Below are 20,864 nucleotides of genomic sequence, written 5' to 3'. Positions count from 1 at the left end.
AGCCTTTCATGCTGTCTTTATATCGAAATCTTCTTAGCTAACAAATGTTGACCGAACCAGACGGATACTCCGCTTACCACGAATAGCAAGCCAAAATACATGGACGTTACTTGGACCTCCGACATCGAATATCGTAGATCAGATTGCAGAAGAATGAGCGGAATGATGATCAACAGGATAGACACTGCCGCATAGGCAATCCCCGCAAGAAGGCCATACAGCCGATAGCTTCGCTCAAGCAAGATTACGGTAAATACTACAATGACCATCGTAATTCCCGTTCCGTAATAGAGTAAAAAGTCAAGATGACTGTTCGAGAGGAGAATGTTCAATACAGGATTTATTCCGATCAACATCTCCAGCGGTACATCCTCTCTTGCCTCGCTAGGTACGATCGATGAATAAATGGAATCTCCAATCGGCACCAGCAGTTGTTGCAGCGCCAGTAAAGAGAACATGATCAGCAGCGGCGCCGTCAACTTCGCCCAGTATAGATTGTTTCTCGAAGCTGGCAGCATCAACAGCCGCGTCATGAACGGATGACGGCCGATCGTATCCCGATACCAGATGATTACGAAGTAGAAACCAACAAACGCCGCACAGATGAAGATCGAGAAAACAATCCAATTCATTTGATTAAAGACATCGGAATAACTGAAGTAACCATGCGCTGCCGCATATTGCTCCATGGTAGACAGATGCTCTTTCTTCATGATTTTATTCGCATAATCTACAGCCTTATGGGCTTTGGAGTAAGCATTGTATAGCTGCATGACTGTCGTGAATACGACTAGAATGCAGAACGGCAGCAGCAGGCGTCTAAGCTCGAAGCTGAGCAGCTTCCAATAAGTAGTCATCGCTTATACACCTCCCGCATGACATCAACAACCGACTTGCCTTCCTCCATCCGCATATCCTCGCTTGCGAATTGCTTCGTGATGCGTCCATGATCCAGCATGACGACATAATCGAGCAGATGCTCGATTTCTTTAATTTCATGCGTGGTAAGAATGATGCCGCGGCCTTCTACCATATCACTCGAGAATACAGCTGCAATCTCTTCGCGGCTGAATAGATCAACGCCTGAGAAAGGTTCATCAAGAAGCATATAATCTGCATCCATTGCGAGTCCCATCAGCAAATTCAGCTTCGCCGCCATCCCCTTCGACAAGGAATTTACTTTGTCCTCAGCATTCAATTGAAATCTCGCAAGCAGCTCGTTTGCCCTTTCGCTGTTCCAATTCCGATAATAGTCTTGCATAAAAGCAAAGCAATCGGATATCCGCATTCGTCCCGGCATCGTCAATTGATCCGAAACATAAACGATCCGTTCATACATCGCTTGATGAGGTGCGCTTCCGTCAATTCGAATCGATCCCGATTGAATCGGCGTAAGCCCCATGATCGCCTTCAGAATGGTCGTCTTCCCTGCTCCGTTCAACCCCGTAAGACAAGTGATCGCACCACGGGGTGCGGTGAAGGAAACGCCTTGCAATACCTTCTTAAGGCCAAACCGTTTCTTTACATCGATAAGTTCAATCATTTACGTTACTCCTTTCTCTCCCTGATCCTGTCCGGGCTGCGAGGCCTGTTTCTTCTCCAGCCTTGTCCGAATGAGCGAGAGCAATTGCTCTGCAGGTACTTCAATGTTGTTGACGGAAGCAAGGAAGGTGTCCACTGCCTCCGTCAGCAATTCGTTACGTATGCGTCCTAGTATGATAGTGTCACTCGTAATTCGACTCGGTGAGTTTCCTTCGGTTACGATCAAGCCTTGTTCCTCCATTTCCTTGTACGCCTTCTGAGCCGTGTTCGGATTTATGCCAAGCTGGTTGGCCAGCTCGCGCCGAGACGGAATCGTTTCCCCTGACAGCAGCTTCCCGGTTGCGATCCGTTCCTTAAAATGCCTCACGACCTGCAGATAGACGGGATCCCGGTTGTTAAACAGCAGTTCCATCCGCGCAGCTCCTTTGCATACTTTCTCAATTACGCGCTATCTTATCCAAATTCTAGTGTGTGTACTACGTGGTTCATACACCATAAGTGTATTATGTGCGTAATACGCTTTCGTGTCAAGTCTTTTTCTACCACCCAAACCCTTCCTGCAAGGGAGGGCCCCAAAGGTCGTAAGCGTATGCTCCCGATGTGGTTTCCTTGCTGAAACCTTTACCCTCTGGACTCCTCACAAGTACGCTGCTTTGATTACTTGGGAGCGTGTGCCCGCACTTGCCGCGCCTACGCGGCAAAGCTCCTTGAATAAGTTTACCTAATTTCGTTTCAGCGTTCGCATACATTGTTCCTTCGTGTCCACCTGTCACCGCCCATTGATGAAAAGATACTACAAGGGCTTCGCCCCTAAGGACCTTGGCTCCACCAATAGAGGATTTCCAGGGAGGCATCCCTGGAACCTAATAATTCTTTTGTACACAAAACAGTAAAAAGCGCTGCTGAGCAGCGCTTTTTACTGTTTTGGTAATAGTTGATGGCTCTACACCATCTTATTGAACTCTTTGCGCAGACGCTTAATGATTCGTTTCTCTAGGCGGGAGATGTAGGACTGCGAAATGCCAAGCAGATCGGCAACATCCTTCTGCGTCTTCTCTTCGCCGTCAGCGAGGCCGAAGCGAAGCTCCATAATGATGCGCTCCCGCTCCGTCAGCTTATCTAGCGCCTTGTGCAGCAGCTTACGGTCAACCTGCTCCTCGATGTTGCGATAAATCGTATCGTTCTCCGTACCGAGAACGTCCGACAAGAGCAGTTCATTGCCGTCCCAATCGATATTGAGCGGCTCATCGAAAGACACCTCTGTACGCGTCTTGCTGTTGCGACGCAAGTACATTAGAATCTCATTCTCGATACACCGCGATGCATACGTAGCCAGCTTGATTTTCTTCTCGGGATCGAACGTATTCACGGCCTTGATCAAGCCGATTGCGCCGATCGAAACCAGATCCTCGATATGAATGCCCGTATTCTCGAACTTGCGTGCGATATACACAACAAGACGTAGATTGCGTTCAATCAGCATCGCCCGTATCGCCGTATCGCCGGAAGGCAGCTTCTCTAGCAAGTACTCCTCTTCTTCCCGCGTTAACGGCGGCGGAAGCGCCTCGCTGCCGCCGATGTAGTAAATTTCTTCACTCTTCAGCCCGAATAAAAACAAGACGCGATAATAATATAGCTGAAGAACCAATTTCCATTTTGTTATCATGGCATCATGCCCCCCGTCAAGGTGATATACGCCGTTACGCCCCGCCACTCTGCTCCGCCATTGACGGATGGATTACCGCCCGATACGTACGATCCGATGACAACTGCCCGCCATCCAGACCGATCAGAGCTCTGCGAGTGACGATCGTGTCTCCATTGCACTCCACTGTAACGGCATCCGGCTTAAGCGCAAGCATAAACTGTGTACCGCGGTTTATGCCCCGGTAAGGCACCAGCCGAAGCCGGTCCTGCCAAATAAACGGCTGCTCAGACTCCTGTGCAACCAGCTTATCGACTTCCGCCTCGCGGATGCGTGTCATCCACGTAGACGGCAAATCCGCTTCAAGCAGCGACGCCTCGATGATCGTAACCGGCGTCCGCGTCAGCGGATCATAAAGTTGATTCCCCGTATCGATGAGTCCTTCGCATTCGATTTCCCGCTCGCCAATCGTCACCTTCAGCTTCGCAACATGCGCTTTGATAAGCGCTTTCTCACGACGAGAAACCACGACTGAACGCGCGATGTACAGCCCTATACAACCGGCCGATCCAATGAAGATGAAGCCTGCCTTAAACTCGGTTCGAATACCGCCTTCGATGAACTGCAGCCCTCTCCACAGCGCCAGAGAGCCTTGCTGCATAATCAAATAATAAAAACCGAGTATAGCGCCGGCAGCGATAAAGTTAACCGCGTAAAACGCAGCGAACGTCCGTCCATATGCACGAAGTCCTCCGAAGCCGAATGCGATCCACAGCATGATTAGCGATATCCCGAATTTGAAAAGAAACGTATACAGAAACGACAGCGACGGAACGAACAACATGACAACATACAAGGCACCTAAGATACTCGCCCCGACGATCCGATACCATACCGTACGTATTCCCCTGACCCACGCCGTAACGAGCAGCAACGAACCATCGATCAACATTTCTTTCATGAACAAGACGTCAACGTATACCGCCAGTGATGATCACCTGCCCGCCGGTTCCTGACCGGACTTCCCTGCCTCGCATCGCCCTTCAGGAACGATTGAGACTAGTATATTGTAATCGTATTTCGATGTCTGTCTATTCATGACGCACGGGACGATCTTTTTTTGTCGGAAAAGGGCTGCGCCCTTTTGAACCCTCTATTCAACATCTAACTAAACTAACACTTTTTAACATGGTTATACCCACTTTAAATGAATAATTTCTACCCACCTAAATCCTCCCTGCTAGGGAGGACCCCCGGGGTTTCCAACCCCGGGACCCCGGTATGAGGAACGCGGGCTTTAGAGAGCCGCGTATGAGTTAATACCTGCAAGGAGTCGCGTGCCCTCTAGGGCACAGCTTTTGTTCGCGCTAACGAGTTTGTTCTCAGCTGGCAGCTGAATCACATAGATGATCAGTTAGTTTAAATCCACTATGCTGCTCTCCGCGCCATGTAGGCGCATTTTTCACCTTCATTCGCCAGCATGCTATCTACACTTCAACACCAAATAAAAAAGCCAGTCGCGGGCAGATTGACTGCCTTTGACTGGCTTGTTAATAGAGATAATGGCTTGTCCTAGCGCTCGCCGCGTGGGCGGTTGCGGAGGAATGCCGGGATGTCGAGCTGGTCGCTCGAGGTCGTTGTGTTGCTGAATGTACGCATGCCTGAAGTGCTGCTAGTTGTTGCTGCACGCGACTCAGTCGATTCCATAGGCTGACCAGGACGACGTACTGGCTCTGGAATCTCTTTATGCTCGAACCCCGTCGCAATAACCGTAACCTTGAATTCTTCCTTCAAATTTTCGTCAATGATAGCGCCGAAGATCATGTTTACTTCGGGGTCGCATGCTGCGATAACGATCTCCGCCGCCTCATTTACTTCATAGAGGGACAGGTTCACGCCACCTGTAATATTCATGATGACACCGCGAGCGCCATCGATCGATGTCTCAAGAAGCGGGCTTTGGATTGCTTTGCGAGCAGCTTCCGATGCACGGTTCTCGCCCGTCGCCATACCAATGCCCATCAGTGCCGAGCCGCGTTCCGTCATAATCGTCTTCACGTCTGCGAAGTCGAGGTTGATCAGACCCGGTACTTGGATCAGGTCGGAAATGCCTTGTACGGCTTGAAGCAGAACGGTGTCCGCTACGCGGAATGCTTCGAGCATTGGCGTCTTCTTGTCAACAATCTCGAGAAGGCGGTCATTCGGAATAACGATCAGCGTGTCTACTTTTTCTTTCAGCGCTTCGATCCCGTGCATAGCTTGTCTAGAACGCTTGGGTCCTTCGAACGTGAATGGTCGTGTAACGACACCTACCGTCAGCGCGCCGCACTCACGCGCGATCTCAGCGATTGCCGGAGCTGCACCCGTGCCGGTACCGCCGCCCATGCCAGCCGTTACGAATACCATGTCTGCGCCCTTCAGCGTATTGCTGATGAGCTCACGGGATTCTTCCGCGGCTTTCTTACCTACTTCAGGATTCGCACCTGCACCAAGTCCACGCGTCAGCTTGTCGCCGATTTGCAGCTTATGTTCGGATTTAGCCAAATGGAGCGCTTGTGCGTCGGTGTTCACCGTAATGAACTCGACACCTTTAACGCCGTTCTCAATCATTCGGTTAACGGCATTGCTTCCGCCGCCGCCGCAACCGATAACTTTAATCTGTGCCAGTTGTTCCATGTCCATATCAAACTCCAACATCTGTCGTTTCCCCCGATCAAATGAATTCGCTAAAGTAATTTTTGAGTCGCTCGAACAATCCGGGTTTCGGCGATGTAGAGACGCTGCTTGTGGCTACTTTGCGAGCAGCCGGCTTCTTCGCGGATACAGACATGCTCTTTGCACGGGCGCTTTTCACGATATATTGGAGCATGCCAACACCGTTGTTGAATGCTGGATCACGAACTCCAATAAAATCAGGCACTGCGATTCGAACAGACGATTCGAGCTCCTGTTGTGCCAAATTCAGCGTTCCCGGCATTGACACTGTTCCTCCGGTCAATACGTAACCGTTCACTTTATCACCGTAGCCAAGACGTCTAACTTCCTGCCTCACCAGATGGAAAATCTCTTGCATGCGCGGCTCAATAATATTCGCCAAATCCACTTGAGTAAATTCTTTCTCTACATTGCTGCCCATTCGCATGACTTTGAACTTCTGATCTTCAGCTGCGTCCGAAATGAGCGAACAGCCGTACTTCAATTTAAACTTCTCAGCTTGCTCCGTATGCGTGCGCAGACCATACGAAATATCGTTCGTCACATGCTCACCGCCGACTGGCAGTGTGGATGTAGCGACGAGTCCGCCGCCTTCGAATACGGAGATCGTTGTAGACCCAGCACCGATATCAACCAGCACCGTTCCCATCGTTCTCTCGTCCTTCGTGAGCGACATTGAGCCGGATGCCAGCGACATCAGAATCCGTTCTGAAATATGCAGATCGGCTTTCTCTACGCAGCGGATCAAATTATGTAAGGACGTCTTCGTCCCGGTGATTACCGTCGCTTCTACTTCAAGACGTACACCGATCATGCCTCGCGGATCAGAAATTCCCTCCAAACCATCTACTAAAAACTGTCTTGGCACGACGCCGATAATCTCACGTTCCGGCGGAAGCGCCACAACTCTAGCCGCCTGCATGACACGCTCAATATCTTCTTCGCCAATCTCACGATCTTCATTCGAAACAGCGACTACTCCGTGGTTCGTTTGCAATGCGATGTGATTACCCTGGATGCCAATACAAACCTCGCTTATTTGAATGCCGACCATACGCTCAGCATGATCAATCGCGTTGCGGATCGATCGAACCGTCTGATCGATGTCGACAATAGCACCCTTGCGGATTCCTTCCGAGTCGGCCGATCCAACTCCAATAATATTAATGGCTCCATTCGTAATTTCACCAATAATAGCACGAACTTTGGATGTACCGATGTCCAAACTGACGATGATTTCGCTAGTGCTCATCGTTCGCGGCACCTCCATTCCCATAAGAAAATAGGACATTCATCTTGTTAACAATCTACATATTCAACATGATTGACGGCTTTCCTCTTTTTTCTACAAAATTTTCGCAGTTAAAAGGCTTCCAAATTCCAGCAACCGTGGGCGTCAACCACTATCATCTGTGAAATGAAAACAAACCTAAATCCGTAACTAAAATTTTACCATCGATTGAGACTATTGAGTAGACTCTTTTTCAAGAGTTTCCATATTTTCTGCTGATTCTGGCAAATATGGCTCGTACGTATCAGCCAGCAGCATCGTTACTTTGCCAGGCTGCTGCGTCTCGGTTACGGCATTCAAAGTGTCCAGCTTGGTCGCCAGTACCGATACTGCAGTAATCACTTCGAAGCGAGTGCGCGTATAGATGCGGATACGGTCTGGATAGGCATTGGATGGATCAGGGCGAATTTCTGATAAATCGGACAATTGCTGGGCCGGGATAAGAGCTAACTGTTTCGAAAGCGCCGTCTTGATAGGATCTTCTTTCTTCCAGCCAGAGAGCAGCGGTTTATCGACAACGAAGTCAGCATTTGTCGCAGGAACGCTCGTCCCATTCGACAGAATCGCCATTATTTCTCCTTCAGGTGATAATTCATAGCCAACTGCGGCAAATTCTTGTATGCGAATTCGAACTTCACCAGGGAAAACTTTCGTCACGGTTGCCTGTTCAATCGACTTGCTTGTGCGAAGCTTGCGCTCGATCGAACGTTCGGTAAAGCCGAAGAAAGCATCTCCTATAGAAATACCCGATAGCTTGCGGATCGAATCCTCACTTACGAATCGCTGCCCGGATACCGTCACCGTCGATACCTCGCTGATCGACGAATTAAAGAATAATACGGATAACACGACGATAAATAGCAGCAGCAAAATCATCTTCAGCCTGCGGCTGCCGCGGCGCTTGACTGCAGGCTCTCGCAGCACGGGCATCGATTGTCTCACGCTTGTCCCACCTTTCTCAAGGCGAAACGGCTGTCGCCGTTCCGATGGCGGGGCAGCACGTTTCATTCTGGTAAACGATAAGCTCTACCAGTCAGTTCAATTATTGATAGAGTCTTATATTTCCAAAAAAGCATCCGGCCCCCGCATGGATTGCAGGCGCCGGCTATGCTCCATTTTCTAGCCATTCGTTACCGCACGATCGTCAGGAACCGGCGATAGACGGCTAATGCGTGAACCAAGATGACTCAGCATATGCTCGATTCGATCATAGCCGCGATCAATATGATGCACCTGTTCAACCACAGTACGCCCTTGCGCTGCAAGCCCCGCTACAACCAGAGCCGCACCTGCCCGAAGGTCCGTCGCTTCCACAGTGGCGCCATACAGCCGCGGTACGCCGCGAATGATAGCGGCATTCATATCGACTCGAATATCCGCTCCCATACGTGCCAGCTCCCCGACATGTTTAAAGCGGCCTTCAAAAATCGTTTCCTTCATAACGCTGACGCCATCAGCCAATGTGAGAAGCACCATGACGAGCGACTGCATATCAGTCGGGAATGCAGGATACGGATTCGTCACGATGCGCTCGATCGCTTTCGGACGCGAAGCGGCATTTACTTTGATTATATCACCGTCAGCTGTAATCTGAACACCGGCTCTGCGAAGCACATGGATCAGAGAGGATACATGCGACGGATTCGTATTTTGCAGAACAACTGAACCTTTCGTTGCGGCAGCGGCAACCATAAGCGTGCCTGTGACGATTCGGTCCGGGATGACTTGGTAGCGGCAAGGGCTAAGCGACTCTACCCCTTCAATCGTAATCGTGTCCGTGCCTGCGCCGATAATTCTAGCGCCCATCGCATTCAAGAATCGCTGCAAATCTTGAATCTCCGGCTCACGTGCTGCATTGTTGATCGTTGTCCGGCCTTCCGCGAGCACGGCAGCCATCATGATGTTCTCCGTAGCACCTACACTTGGGAATGACAGATGGATATCAGCACCGTACAGCTTATCAGCTTGACAAATGATTCGATTGCCAGATTCCGTAATCGTTGCGCCGAGCGCCTGGAGACCGGATAAGTGCAGATCGATCTTGCGTTCACCAATCGCACAGCCGCCTGGCTGATAAATATGAACTTCTCCGAAGCGAGCAAGCAGCGGTCCCATCAAGAAAATCGAGGAACGCATCTGGCGCATAAGCGTCTCGGGCACGTGCGGCGAATGAGCTGTGGTTGTGTCGAGCACGACTGTATCCAGGGTGTGCTCCGCCTTGCAGCCGAGATCTCGCAATATGCTAAGCATGACATCAATATCGAGCAGCTTAGGCACATGATCGATCGTTACTGTACCGCTAACGAGCATGCTAGCAGCCAGTATCGGCAATGCAGCGTTTTTCGCTCCTTGGATCGCAATGGTTCCTGAGAGAGGTTTCCCGCCTTCAATCACCAATTTATCCAATGTATCACCTCCGAATTACCGCTCACCCACTACCAATACCTCAGGCACCAAGTCAACGCCATAACGGTCTTTGACAATATGCTTGATCTGTTCGATTAGGGTGAGAACGTCTTCGGCTTTCGCTTGCCCGGTGTTGATAATGAAATTGGCATGCTGCTGCGATACCTCGGCGGCGCCAACGCGAAGCCCTTTCAGTCCGGCTTCTTGAATGAGTCTAGCTGCAAAGTCGCCTGTCGGATTGCGGAACACGCTTCCGCAGCTTGCAAGCTGAAGCGGTTGCGTGCTCAGCCTGCGTCCCTTATTGGCGGCATATACGGCCTCGATCTCTTCTCGTTTGCCTTCCGCGAGCTGGAAGGTCGCCTCAACGACGATCCCCCTCTGCTCATGCAGGATAGAGTGGCGATACGAGAACGCCATATCCTCCAGATCGTACGTTGCCAATTCCCCGTTCTCACGAACAATGACTGCCGATTTGAAAATACGCGACACATCCGAGCCGTGTGCACCAGCGTTCATGTAGACAGCGCCGCCGACCGTTCCTGGAATTCCCCCCGCGAATTCCAAGCCGCTCAGTCCTTCCTTGCTGGCCATGATCGCAAGCTTGATAAACGAATAACCAGCACCTGCCCGTACCGTCGTACCGTCAAAATGAGCATAGTCCAGTCCGCCGCCGGTTTTGATTACAACGCCACGAATGCCCTTGTCAGACACGAGCAGATTCGAGCCGCGGCCTAATCCGGTCCAAGGAATGTCATGTTCATTCAGCCATTGGATGGTCGACACTAGTTGATCGATGCCGTGCGGGATAATGAGGCAGTCGGCGGGACCGCCGATTTTCCAAGTTGTATGTTTAGCGAGCGGTTCATGATACAGAACCTTACCCCAGTTTTTCTGTTCCAGCTCCGCCAATAGAGATTGCATCGAGTCGTACCTCCCCTTTACGTCAGTCCAACCGTATGCCGCTGTTCGCGCGGATACGGTGTCGCCGGGCACACCAGTTATTCGTTACAATCGGGCCGCACGGTGACGGTCGCGATTTATAACGTATCTTATGCCCCCGGCATATGGAGTGTGACAATCGCCCAAGGTGTTAGCGAACGTTGTCGGCCTTTAAGCGGCTCGGTTCGTTGCTTTCATGGATTCTAGACGATGCCACGTTTATTCAAAGCTGCTTCATGCAGCTTATAGGCAATTGGAATGTCATGCTAAGCATGATTAGCGGCGGTATTTGCGGGATTGACGCAGCCTCTGCAGCTCGTTAACAACCGTAACGGCAGCCGATGGCATGCCCAGCTGCGCGGCAGCCTGCCCCGTCTTCGCAAGCAGTGGTTCATCAAGCAGCAGCTCCTTCACGGTGTCGAGCAGACGTTCGCCGTTCAGCTCCCGTTCCAGCAGCATGCGTCCGGCACCTGCCTCAACGAGACTGCGTGCATTCGCTTCTTGATGGTTGTTCGTCACATTAGGCGACGGAATAAGAATGGACGGAATGCCAAGCGCCGTCATCTCGGCAATCGTCGAAGCGCCTGCGCGGCAGACGACCAGCGAAGAAGCGGCCAATACATCCGGCATATTGTGCAAATAAGGAACGACATGCAGCTGTCCGCTGCGATAAGCAGGCAGCTGTTCAATGTTCTTCATCGTATTGTCATAATACGACTCGCCAGGTACAAACACAAAATGAACGCCCGGCAGCTGATTCAGCTGAGGCGCCATGGCCAGCATCGCTTCATTAATCGCCCGTGCGCCGCGGCTGCCGCCGAACACAAGCACAATTTGCTTCGCATCCGACAGTCCTAGTGAAGCACGTCCTTGCGCAGCATCCGCTCGCATGACGTTCGTCGCGCAAGGGTTGCCGGCATAAACGGTCCGCTTCGCACGCTTGAAATGCTGCTCCGATTCAGGGAAACTGACGGCCACTGTATCTACATAGCGAGCAAGAAATTGGTTGGTCAGCCCTGGAATTACGTTCTGTTCATGGATGAGAGTCGGAATACCAAGCTTCGCTGCGGCGTACACGACTGGCCCGCAAACGTAGCCGCCAGTTCCGACTACGGCGTCAGGCTTATATTCACGAAGCAGCCGCTTCGCTTTATTGACCCCTCTTAGGAAACGAACGACCGTCTTCACATTGTCCAATGACAATTTGCGCTTGAAGCCGGTAATCTCGACTGCCTCGAATCGAATGCCCAGCTTCGGTACGATTCTGCTCTCCAGCCCTTGCGTCGTGCCGATATAAAGCAGCTCGGCGCCGGATTCCTCCTGCGCCTGCCGCCCAATCGCAACAGCCGGATAGATATGTCCGCCCGTCCCTCCTCCGGTTAGTACAATTCGCATGAATGTGTCACCTCGAATAACGGGATATATTAAGTAAAATGCCGAGCGCTGTCAGCAGCAAGGTCAACGATGAACCGCCATAGCTGACAAGCGGCAGCGTAATGCCCGTTACCGGCATCATGCCGATAACGACGCCGATATTGATAAGTACTTGTACGCCTACTATGCCAATGATGCCTGCGGCCAGCAGACTGCCGAACGTATCAGGCGCTGCAATAGCTGCCTTAATGCCCCGCCAGACGAGCACGAGGAACAGTCCGATCAGCAGAGTGCCGCCAATGAACCCAAGCTCTTCAGCCAGTATAGAAAAAATAAAGTCTGTCTGCGGCTCCGGCAAATAGTTGTACTTCTGCCGGCTCATCCCGAGTCCCAGCCCGATCAAACCGCCAGGTCCTACCGCATATAACGACTGGATAGCTTGATAGCCTGCGCCAAGAGGATCCTGCCACGGATCGAGGAAAGCGGTAATGCGCTGCAGCCGATACGGCGCAATCGCAATGAGCACCACGAGCCCCGCCACGCCAACCATCGCAAGCGAGCCCAAGTGAGCAAGTCTAGCGCCAGCGGTATAGATGATAAGCAGCGAAGCACCTACCATTACTGCTCCTGTACCAAGGTCAGGCTGCAGCATGATCAGACCGAATGCCGTTCCCATGAAACCGAGCGGCGGCAGCAATCCGCGGGAAAACTGCGTTACCTGCTGCTGGTTGTCAGACAGCCAGCGGGCAAGAAACATGACCATCGCAAGCTTCATAAATTCAGACGGCTGGATGCCGAATGAACTAATGCCGAGCCAGCTTCGCGCACCTCCGCGAACGACGCCGATGCCTGGTATAAGGACAATGATAAGCAGCCCGAAGCATACGAGCAAGCCGATGCCCGCCCACCGCTTCCATAGGCTATAGTCGACATTCATCGTGAACAGCATCGCACCGACGCCTAATAGAGCGAACAGCAGCTGACGCTTCACAAAGTAGAACTTATCGCCGAATTCGTGAAAGGCAAGCACAGCGCTGGCGCTGTACACCATAACAATACCGATCGTGAGTATAAGTCCGATTGAGCCGATCATCCATACGTCCGGGGCGGACCGAGCTTTAGCCATTGCGCCGACACCTCTAACACGTGAATAGTAGGGACATGCCCCCTATTACAAGGTATGCGCCGATTGTTTAAAAATGCGCCCGCGATGCTCATAGGTCTTAAACATGTCCCAGCTTGCGCATGCAGGTGCTAACAATACAACATCGCCGGACTCCGCCAGCGCAGCCGCGCGCCGGACAGCCTCCTGCAATGTCGCTTCGGCGTCCTCAACAGGTTCGACCGTTTCGACGGCCGCTAAACCTGCCAGCTCCGCCACGCGTGCGAGCTTGTTTCTCGTCTCGCCAAGGGTTACAAGCGCCTTCAGACCGCTGAACCAAGGTTTAAGTTCCATATAGTCTGAGCCGCGGTCAAGTCCGCCAGCGATAAGCACGACTTTGTCCAGCGGGAACGACTTCAAACCTGTAATCGTCGCTACCGGATTCGTCGCCTTGGAATTGTTATAGAACGTTACGCCATTGCGCTCGCATACGAACTCAAGGCGATGTTCAACCCCGCGGAACGCGCGAAGCGGCTCTCGGAGCGATTCGATCGGCGTACCGATCGTAATCGCGGCAGCAATGGCTGCCATTGCATTCGCAGCATTGTGCTTGCCGGGAATGCCGAGTTCCGCTACAGGAAGGATCTCTATGGCAGATCCATTGCGATCACGATAGATGATCGTTCGAGTTACGTCATCAGCAGCTGCCGACACATCTCCGCCATTGAATTCAACTTCGACCGGATACGGCGGTTCTATGTACATGCCATACTCCAGTCGCTCGACTAACGAGAATGGAAACACTTGGCTCTTCACACGTGATGCTATCGCTCGGCATGTTGGATCATCCCAATTCAGAACAGCCGTATCTTCCGCCGTCTGATTCGCGAACAGCTTGCTCTTCGAAGCAACATAGTCTTCCATGCCGCCATGGTAGTCCAGATGCGTCTCTACGACGTTGAGGAGGAGCGCAACTCGCGGACGGAACCCTGTTGTGCCTTTCAACTGGAAGCTGCTAAGCTCTGCGACTATCGTATTGTCTGGCGTCGCTTGCTGAGCGGCTTCGCACAGAGGCGTCCCGATATTGCCTGCAACGATCGGCTGTTGACCTGCTGCTTCAAGCAGCTCGCCAATCCAAGTTGTCGTAGTCGTCTTGCCGTTGGAGCCTGTAATGCCGATCATTGGCGCCTGAGACAGATGGTATGCAACCTCTACCTCCGTAACGATCTCAACGCCGTGAGCCTCAGCTTGCTGAACAGGACTCGCGGTATAAGGAATGCCTGGGTTCTTAACCAGCAGCGCGGTGTCTGCCGTTACTAAATCTTCTGGATGGTAGCCGCAAATAACAGGGATGCCTAATGCCTCTAGCTCTGCTGCCTCCGGGCTTAATTCGCGCTCCTTCTTGTCGTTCACGACAACATTGGCGCCAAGCGCGTGAAACACTTTGGCAACGCTGACGCCGCTCCTCGCTAAGCCGAGCACGGCGACATGTTTATTGCGGTACATTGACGGATGATCCATAACAGTGACCTCTCTCTATTGTCAAATGCTGCTGCCAAGGTTAACCGGCTGTCGCCGTCCATAAAGTGGCGCAGTACGTTTCATTCCGGTGAAATTTTCAAGTCCAAATTGAATTATACCTGAAAACGGCTTCGCCGTCCTCCCGACAAGCGAAAGGACGGCGCTGCTATCAAACACGTTCCTAGCAATCAGATCGGTCTGTCTAGAAAGCCTTGCCGACAACAAGTCCGATGGCTGCCAGTATAAAACCGACAACCCAGAAAGTTGTCACCACTCGCCATTCCGACCAGCCGGACAGCTCGAAGTGATGATGAATCGGACTCATTTTGAACACGCGTTTGCCTCTAAGCTTGAATGAAGTGACCTGGATAATGACCGACAGCATCTCGAATACGAATACGCCGCCGACAATGATCAGAACAAGCTCCATCTTCGTCAGCATCGCGACTGCGGCAAGACCGCCGCCGATGCCAAGCGATCCTGCATCGCCCATGAATACCTTCGCAGGATGTGCGTTGAAGACGAGGAAGCCGAGCACTGCACCTACCATGGCTGCCGAGAACACGACCGACTCGTATTCGTTGACGCTCAGCGCGAGAATGGTGAATGCGCCGAACGCAATCGCGCTCGTACCAGCGAGCAGTCCGTCGAGTCCATCCGTAAAGTTAACGGAGTTGCTCGTAGCGAACATGATGATGACGACAAATGCATAATAGAACCAACCCAGATCGAACGACCAGTCCGTGCCCGGCACGCCGATCGAAGTATCGTGGCCCATCCGATGCAGCAGGATGCACACGACGATGCTGAACAACAGCTGGCCGGCGAGCTTCTGCTTGGCAGTGAGGCCAAGCGAGCGTTTGAATACGATTTTAATATAATCATCTAAGAAACCGACGAGTCCAAATCCGAGCGATGCGACGAGCAGCACCCAGAAGTCGTTTGTTTTATCCGCAAATTTCAGGAAGGCAAGCAGCAATGCCAGCATAATAATAATGCCGCCCATTGTCGGTGTGCCTTGCTTCTTCAAATGGCTTTGCGGGCCGTCCGTCCGAATCTGCTGCCCGAACTTCATGCGGCGCAGGAGCGGGATGAACAAAGGTCCCAATAGTACCGCTAGAAGAAAGGAAGCTCCGATTGTAAGCAAAATGACCTTGATGTCCATTGTTTCACCCCCTGTCAGTTCTCCAAAGCTTGGACAACTTGCTCCATACGCATGCCTCGCGACCCTTTGACAAGCACGAGATCATCGCTGCTAAGCTGTTCACGCAGCCAAGCCGTCAGCTCTTCTTTAGATTCGAAATGTCGAACGTCCTCTGCGCGGCCTGCCGCTGCGAATGCCGATGACGCTCCATCTGCAATATATTGCGCAAGCGTTCCCCATGTGAGCAGGGCATCCGCCTTTTCCGGCGTAACATAGGCACCGACGCCGCGATGCAGCTCTGCCTCTTCCGGTCCAAGCTCCAGCATATCCGAGAGTACAATCCATTTGCGGCGGTAGCCGCTTAGTTCTTCAACCAAGTCGATCGCTGCGCGGACTGCTGTTGGATTCGCATTGTATGCATCATTGAGCACTTTGGCGCCATTGAATGCTGTAACCGGCTGAATCCGCATGCCCGTCAGCGTTACCGATGCCAAACCTTCGCGAATTTGCTTAGCGGATACGCCGAACCGATGGGATACGGCAATGGCGGCAAGCGCATTGCTCACGTTGTGAGCGCCTGGAACGGGCAGAAACACACCTCGCAGCTGTTCCTGTTCCTCCGTTGAGAGCTGTGGAGATACAACATCGAACGTCGCGGAGTCCGCATTCAACGTAATGTTGGCTGCCGACCACAAGCAGTCGTCGGCGCTGCCGAATGGAACAAGCTTTGTCTGTTCCGGCAGTTCAATCGCAACAAGACGCTCACGAATGAGCGGTTCATCTCCGTTGAAGATTAATGCGCCGCCTGGACGAAGGCCCGAGGCAATCTCCAGCTTCGCTTCCGCTATGCCAGCGCGTGAGCCAAGCTGCAGCATATGCGCATCGCCAATATTCGTAATGATTGCCGCATCCGGCGAAGCGATGTTCGTCAACAGCTCAATCTCGCCGAAGTCGCTCATGCCCATCTCGAGCACGGCCGTCTCCGTGGATTCATCCAACTGAAGAAGCGTCAACGGAACGCCGATGTGATTGTTCAGATTGCCTTCTGTTTTATGCACGCGAAATGCGGTGCCAAGCACCGCTGCGGTCAAATCTTTCGTCGTTGTTTTGCCGTTGCTGCCCGTAATGCCGATGATGCGAACATTCAGCTGATCTCGGTAAGATGACGCCAGACGCTGAAGCGCTGACAGCGTGTCCGCTACAAGGATGAGCGGAGCGTCTTCAAGCTCCTCCGGCACCGGACAGCCTTCCTCCCACAACGAGGCTGCTGCGCCTGCTGCGAGTGTCTGCGCTGCGAATTCATGTCCGTCGAACCGTTCCCCGATAAGCGGTACATACAATTGTCCAGGCTGCACATCGCGGGAGTCCCGCGTAATGCCGCGAATGACAATGTTCGTATCCCGTTCCCCGTGCGCCAATGTTCCACCGCACATGTCGGCGACTTGACCCAAATTTCGTTTAATCACTTGTTCGTTCCCCTTATCGCTTCTTCCGCCACGATCCGATCATCGAACGTGAACGTTTCCCCGCCGATTAATTGATACGTTTCATGACCTTTCCCCGCAATCAATACTACATCGCCCGGGCTTGCCATTTCAACCGCTTTTTCAATCGCAGCGCGGCGATCCTCAATAAGCATGTAACGATCAGGAGCAACGTTATCTGACTTGAGTCCCGCTTCAATATCCAGCAGAATAGCCTGCGGATCTTCAAGACGCGGATTGTCGCTTGTAATCACACACACATCTGCGTACTGCGCTGCGATGCGGCCCATAATCGGACGTTTCGTTCGATCTCGATTGCCTCCGCAGCCGAAGACGCAGATGATGCGGCCTTCGGCGAACTCTGTGACTGTACGCAGTACGTTCTCCAAACCGTCCGGCGTGTGGGCGTAATCGACGATGACTGCGAATGACTGTCCCGCGTCTACCGACTCTACACGTCCTGGAACGCCGGGGAGCGCCTCCAGGCTGCGCTTGATCGTATCCAGCGAAATGCCTTCAAGCAGCGCCGCAGAAGTTGCGGCGAGCGCATTGTATACATTGAACTTGCCGACCATTCGAATGACGATGTCCGTGCTTCCGGCGAATGTATCCAGCTTGAAGGCCGTACCGCGGGACGAGATGCGAATGCCGCTGGCGCGCACGTCCGCATCGGATTCAATGCCGTATGTAATCGTCTCGGCAGCCGTTAATTTCGCAAAAATAGCAGATGCGGCATCATCGGCGTTCAGCACCGCATAGCTGCGTTCCTCTTCCGCTTCGCTGAACTCGTTGCCGAGTCTTGCGAACAGCAGTCCCTTCGCTGCTGCATACTGCTCCATCGTCTCATGGTAATCGAGATGATCTTGGGTTAAGTTCGTAAATACAGCAGTGCGGAACCGCGTACCAAGCACACGTCCTTGGTCCAAGGCATGCGAGGATACTTCCATTGCACAAATATCCACCTTCGAATCGGCCATATCGGACAGCATTCGCTGCAGCTCCAATGCGCCAGGCGTCGTGCCGGACATCGGTACTGTATTGCCTGCATAACGCGTCTCGATCGTACCGATGACGCCCGCATTCCTGCCTGCCTCCGTCATGATTCGTTCGATCAAGTACGTCGTCGTCGTTTTGCCGTTCGTACCCGTCACACCGATCAGACGAAGCTTACGGCTAGGATGATCATAGAAACGATCAGCAAGGATCGCCATTGCCGTCCGGCTGCTCTTCACAATCAGCTGCGGCAGCGGAATATCAAGCTTCCGCTCTACGATAAGCGCTGCCGCGCCATTCTCATAGGCGCTGGGCGCATAATCATGTCCATCGTCCTTGAAGCCGGGAACGCAAATGAACAGCGAGCCCGGCCCGGCTTTGCGCGAGTCGTTCTCAATTGCCGTTATCTCAACGCTGCCGTCACCTTCGAGGCGAGCAGCCGCAAGCCATCCTGCAATCTCATTCAATTTCATTGGTGCATCCCCCCATTCATTATTATTCCATTATGATCGATCTTGCCGGATTTTCAACCATCGGTTTCTTGCAATTCCTTCCTCGAGCAGCCGCAACGCTCTTACTATTCATGATTGTGACCATCTTCCGCTGCTTTAGGCAGATTCTCTTCGCTGCCTAGGTAGATGCGTATCGTCGAACCTTTCTCGACGCGCGAACCTGCCGACGGCGCTTGACGAATTACGGTCTGCCCGGTGCCTGCCGCACTTAAATTGAAGTTCATGTTGAGATCCTCGTACAAATCCGATACCGTCTTGCCTACGAGGTTCGGTACAGTAACAATTTTGTTCTCGGTGGGCTTATACTCTTTCTCAACCTGCTTCTCCCTTGGCGGAATACCTAAGTAATGAAGCGAGTCTTCAAGCATGTTGCGGACGATCGGCGCGGCAACGACGCCGCCGAATTGTATGCCCTGCGGGTTGTCAACCGCGAGGTAAATAACGATCTGCGGATCATCGGCAGGCGCGAAGCCAACGAACGACACGATATGCTCGTTCGGCGAGTAACGGCCGTTGATAACCTTTTGCGCCGTACCGGTCTTGCCGCCTACCCGATAGCCGTCGATAAAGGCATTGCCGCCCGTACCTTGCGCAACGACGGTCTCAAGCGCTTCTCTCACCTGCTTGGAGGTCGATTCACTAATGACTTGGCGTACGGCTTCCGGCTCGATCGATTCCACCGTCTCGCCTGTATCCGGATTGATCCAACCCTTGGCAATGTGCGGCTTATATAATGTACCCCCATTTATCGCTGCTGCAACAGCTGTTATCTGTTGAATCGGCGTAACGGACACCCCTTGACCGAATGCCGTCGTCGCCAGCTCGACAGGACCCACTTGGCTGAGCTTGAACAGGATACCATTTTCTTCGCCATTAATATCGATGCCCGTCTTCGTGCCGAAGCCGAAATTGCGGATATAATCGAACAACGTTTCTTTGCCAAGCCGCTGGCCTAGCGTTACAAACCCAGGGTTGCAAGAGTTCTGCACAACCTCAAGGAACGTCTGGCTGCCGTGTCCGCCTTTCTTCCAGCAGCGGAGCCTCGCGCCGCCTACTTCAACAGCGCCTGGGTCAAAGAACCGCTCGTTGAGCAGGTCAACCTTCTTCTCTTCGATGGCTGCTGCTAACGTAATGATTTTGAACGTTGAACCAGGCTCGTACGTCATCCATACCGGCAGATTGCGATCGTAAACTTCCTTCGCCACTTCCCGATATTGATCCGGCTGGAACGTTGGCCTGCTGGCCATCCCGAGCACTTCACCGTTGTTCGGATTCATGGCTATCGCGATAATATGGTCAGGATGCAGCTTCGCAACCGCTTGATCCATCTCTCGCTCCATAATCGTCTGAATCTGCTTGTCGAGCGTCAACTGAAGGCTAAGCCCGTCCTTCGGCGGATTGTACTGGTCCCCCGAACCAGGCATCAGGTTGCCTTTGGCATCCGACAGATAGGCGACGTTGCCCGGAATTCCTTTCAAATATTGATCGTATTTGGCCTCAACGCCTGTCAACCCTTGGTTATCGATACCGGTGAACCCAAGCACGTGCGCCGCAAGACTGCCATAAGGATAGAACCGTTTATTGTCCTCACCAATCATAATACCCGGTAATGCGAGCGCACGAACCTCTTGCGCCTTCTCCAGCGTCACTTTACGGCCTTGGGGCGTCAGCTTCACGATAGAGGCCTTCTTCTGAAGCAGCGGCAGCAGCTTCATCTCGGACATGCCAAGCACCGGCGCCAGCGTCCGTGCCGTCGCCGCCTTGTCCTTAATTTGGACAGGAACAGCCCAAATCGTTGGCGAGCTAATATTATAGGCCATACGCACACCATTGCGATCGAGTATTTCTCCGCGCTTCGCGGTGAACGGCACTTCCCGTCGCCAGGAATTTTCAGCCTTAGCAGCCAACTCCTCGCCTTTCATCAGCTGTACGTATGCCAAACGTCCGATCAGTCCGAAAAAAGCGATGATGCCGACAAGGAGCGCCGCAAACAGGCGTCTGCGCACCGTTACATTTGATACCTTCATTGATCTGCTTCCCCCTCCCGTCACGAGCGCCGCTGTCTCAAGGGGACAGACTGTACGCCGCTTACAGCCATCGTATTCGGGAGGCGCCGGCAATAGAACAAGCCCGCGCTCTACGAGCGCGGACTGGGAGATAAATCGAATCACGAGACTACGCACAAAGGCGCGGACT

The 20,864-nt window shown here is 52.6% G+C and carries 17 protein-coding genes; all 17 read right to left on the bottom strand.

The features are described 5' to 3' along the window. Positions 1-17: 17 nt before the first annotated feature. Positions 18-857, bottom strand: coding sequence for a hypothetical protein (locus SBI19_RS15795; protein WP_317969821.1), 840 nt, complete (start codon positions 855-857; stop codon positions 18-20). Further along, the gene (locus SBI19_RS15790) at positions 854-1,543 is read right to left on the bottom strand and encodes an ABC transporter ATP-binding protein (RefSeq protein ID WP_317969819.1); all 690 of its coding nucleotides are present in this window, start codon (positions 1,541-1,543) and stop codon (positions 854-856) included. The genes SBI19_RS15795 and SBI19_RS15790 overlap by 4 nt, the downstream gene beginning before the upstream one ends. Next, complete coding sequence (locus SBI19_RS15785; RefSeq protein WP_317969817.1) at positions 1,544-1,954, bottom strand: GntR family transcriptional regulator; 411 nt, start codon at positions 1,952-1,954, stop codon at positions 1,544-1,546. It lies immediately after the preceding gene. 531 nt (positions 1,955-2,485) lie between these two features. Beyond that, positions 2,486-3,208, bottom strand: coding sequence for an RNA polymerase sporulation sigma factor SigE (gene sigE, locus SBI19_RS15780; RefSeq protein ID WP_317969815.1), 723 nt, complete (start codon positions 3,206-3,208; stop codon positions 2,486-2,488). A gap of 34 nt (positions 3,209-3,242) precedes the next feature. Beyond that, positions 3,243-4,175, bottom strand: a complete 933-nt coding sequence (gene spoIIGA / locus SBI19_RS15775; RefSeq protein ID WP_317969855.1) for a sigma-E processing peptidase SpoIIGA — start codon at positions 4,173-4,175, stop codon at positions 3,243-3,245. A 584-nt stretch (positions 4,176-4,759) separates the two neighbouring features. Beyond that, positions 4,760-5,884 carry a cell division protein FtsZ gene (gene ftsZ, locus SBI19_RS15770; RefSeq protein ID WP_317969813.1) on the bottom strand — a complete coding sequence of 375 codons (1,125 nt, stop codon included), beginning with the start codon at positions 5,882-5,884 and terminating at the stop codon, positions 4,760-4,762. Between the two features lie 16 nt (positions 5,885-5,900). Then, positions 5,901-7,154: a cell division protein FtsA gene (gene ftsA / locus SBI19_RS15765; protein WP_317969811.1), complete on the bottom strand. Its 1,254-nt coding sequence runs from the start codon at positions 7,152-7,154 to the stop codon at positions 5,901-5,903. 213 nt (positions 7,155-7,367) lie between these two features. Then, positions 7,368-8,135 carry a cell division protein FtsQ/DivIB gene (locus tag SBI19_RS15760; protein WP_317969809.1) on the bottom strand — a complete coding sequence of 256 codons (768 nt, stop codon included), beginning with the start codon at positions 8,133-8,135 and terminating at the stop codon, positions 7,368-7,370. Positions 8,136-8,312: 177 nt separating this feature from the next. After that, positions 8,313-9,599 carry a UDP-N-acetylglucosamine 1-carboxyvinyltransferase gene (gene murA, locus SBI19_RS15755; protein WP_317969807.1) on the bottom strand — a complete coding sequence of 429 codons (1,287 nt, stop codon included), beginning with the start codon at positions 9,597-9,599 and terminating at the stop codon, positions 8,313-8,315. Between the two features lie 15 nt (positions 9,600-9,614). Further along, positions 9,615-10,520: a UDP-N-acetylmuramate dehydrogenase gene (gene murB, locus SBI19_RS15750; RefSeq protein ID WP_317969805.1), complete on the bottom strand. Its 906-nt coding sequence runs from the start codon at positions 10,518-10,520 to the stop codon at positions 9,615-9,617. 294 nt (positions 10,521-10,814) lie between these two features. Further along, on the bottom strand, positions 10,815-11,933 hold the full coding sequence (murG, locus tag SBI19_RS15745) for an undecaprenyldiphospho-muramoylpentapeptide beta-N-acetylglucosaminyltransferase (protein WP_317969803.1): 1,119 nt from the start codon (positions 11,931-11,933) through the stop codon (positions 10,815-10,817). A gap of 7 nt (positions 11,934-11,940) precedes the next feature. After that, a complete protein-coding gene (gene spoVE / locus SBI19_RS15740; RefSeq protein ID WP_317969801.1) occupies positions 11,941-13,038 on the bottom strand; it encodes a stage V sporulation protein E in 1,098 nt (365 codons plus the stop codon). Between the two features lie 45 nt (positions 13,039-13,083). Beyond that, positions 13,084-14,535 (bottom strand): UDP-N-acetylmuramoyl-L-alanine--D-glutamate ligase, encoded by a 1,452-nt coding sequence (gene murD / locus SBI19_RS15735; RefSeq protein WP_317969799.1) that lies wholly within the window; start codon positions 14,533-14,535, stop codon positions 13,084-13,086. 202 nt (positions 14,536-14,737) lie between these two features. Further along, entirely contained in the window at positions 14,738-15,700 is a 963-nt protein-coding gene (gene mraY / locus SBI19_RS15730; RefSeq protein WP_317969797.1) for a phospho-N-acetylmuramoyl-pentapeptide-transferase, read from the bottom strand. Positions 15,701-15,714: 14 nt separating this feature from the next. Further along, positions 15,715-17,145, bottom strand: coding sequence for a UDP-N-acetylmuramoyl-tripeptide--D-alanyl-D-alanine ligase (locus SBI19_RS15725; RefSeq protein ID WP_317969795.1), 1,431 nt, complete (start codon positions 17,143-17,145; stop codon positions 15,715-15,717). Beyond that, positions 17,142-18,629, bottom strand: a complete 1,488-nt coding sequence (locus tag SBI19_RS15720) for a UDP-N-acetylmuramoyl-L-alanyl-D-glutamate--2,6-diaminopimelate ligase (protein ID WP_317969793.1) — start codon at positions 18,627-18,629, stop codon at positions 17,142-17,144. Before SBI19_RS15720 ends, SBI19_RS15725 begins: the two co-directional genes overlap by 4 nt. 104 nt (positions 18,630-18,733) lie before the next feature. Continuing rightward, the gene (locus SBI19_RS15715) at positions 18,734-20,695 is read right to left on the bottom strand and encodes a stage V sporulation protein D (RefSeq protein WP_317969791.1); all 1,962 of its coding nucleotides are present in this window, start codon (positions 20,693-20,695) and stop codon (positions 18,734-18,736) included. Positions 20,696-20,864: the final 169 nt, after the last annotated feature.

The organism is Paenibacillus sp. CCS19 (assembly GCF_033239625.1).
Taxonomy (GTDB): Bacteria; Bacillota; Bacilli; order Paenibacillales; family Paenibacillaceae; genus Paenibacillus_T.
The sequence above is the reverse complement of the archived record's forward strand: the minus strand, read 5'-3'. Positions and strand labels throughout refer to the sequence as shown.

Bases quoted from the DNA above. Each gene is read 5' to 3' on its own strand.
- murD (WP_317969799.1), bottom strand. From the start codon at position 14,535: ATGGATCATCCGTCAATGTACCGCAATAAACATGTCGCCGTGCTCGGC.
- murB (WP_317969805.1), bottom strand. From the start codon at position 10,520: ATGCAATCTCTATTGGCGGAGCTGGAACAGAAAAACTGGGGTAAGGTT.
- sigE (WP_317969815.1), bottom strand. From the start codon at position 3,208: ATGATAACAAAATGGAAATTGGTTCTTCAGCTATATTATTATCGCGTC.
- ftsA (WP_317969811.1), bottom strand. From the start codon at position 7,154: ATGAGCACTAGCGAAATCATCGTCAGTTTGGACATCGGTACATCCAAA.
- SBI19_RS15795 (WP_317969821.1), bottom strand. From the start codon at position 857: ATGACTACTTATTGGAAGCTGCTCAGCTTCGAGCTTAGACGCCTGCTG.
- SBI19_RS15720 (WP_317969793.1), bottom strand. From the start codon at position 18,629: ATGAAATTGAATGAGATTGCAGGATGGCTTGCGGCTGCTCGCCTCGAA.
- spoVE (WP_317969801.1), bottom strand. From the start codon at position 13,038: ATGGCTAAAGCTCGGTCCGCCCCGGACGTATGGATGATCGGCTCAATC.
- ftsZ (WP_317969813.1), bottom strand. From the start codon at position 5,884: ATGTTGGAGTTTGATATGGACATGGAACAACTGGCACAGATTAAAGTT.
- mraY (WP_317969797.1), bottom strand. From the start codon at position 15,700: ATGGACATCAAGGTCATTTTGCTTACAATCGGAGCTTCCTTTCTTCTA.
- SBI19_RS15715 (WP_317969791.1), bottom strand. From the start codon at position 20,695: ATGAAGGTATCAAATGTAACGGTGCGCAGACGCCTGTTTGCGGCGCTC.
- murG (WP_317969803.1), bottom strand. From the start codon at position 11,933: ATGCGAATTGTACTAACCGGAGGAGGGACGGGCGGACATATCTATCCG.
- SBI19_RS15790 (WP_317969819.1), bottom strand. From the start codon at position 1,543: ATGATTGAACTTATCGATGTAAAGAAACGGTTTGGCCTTAAGAAGGTA.
- SBI19_RS15785 (WP_317969817.1), bottom strand. From the start codon at position 1,954: ATGGAACTGCTGTTTAACAACCGGGATCCCGTCTATCTGCAGGTCGTG.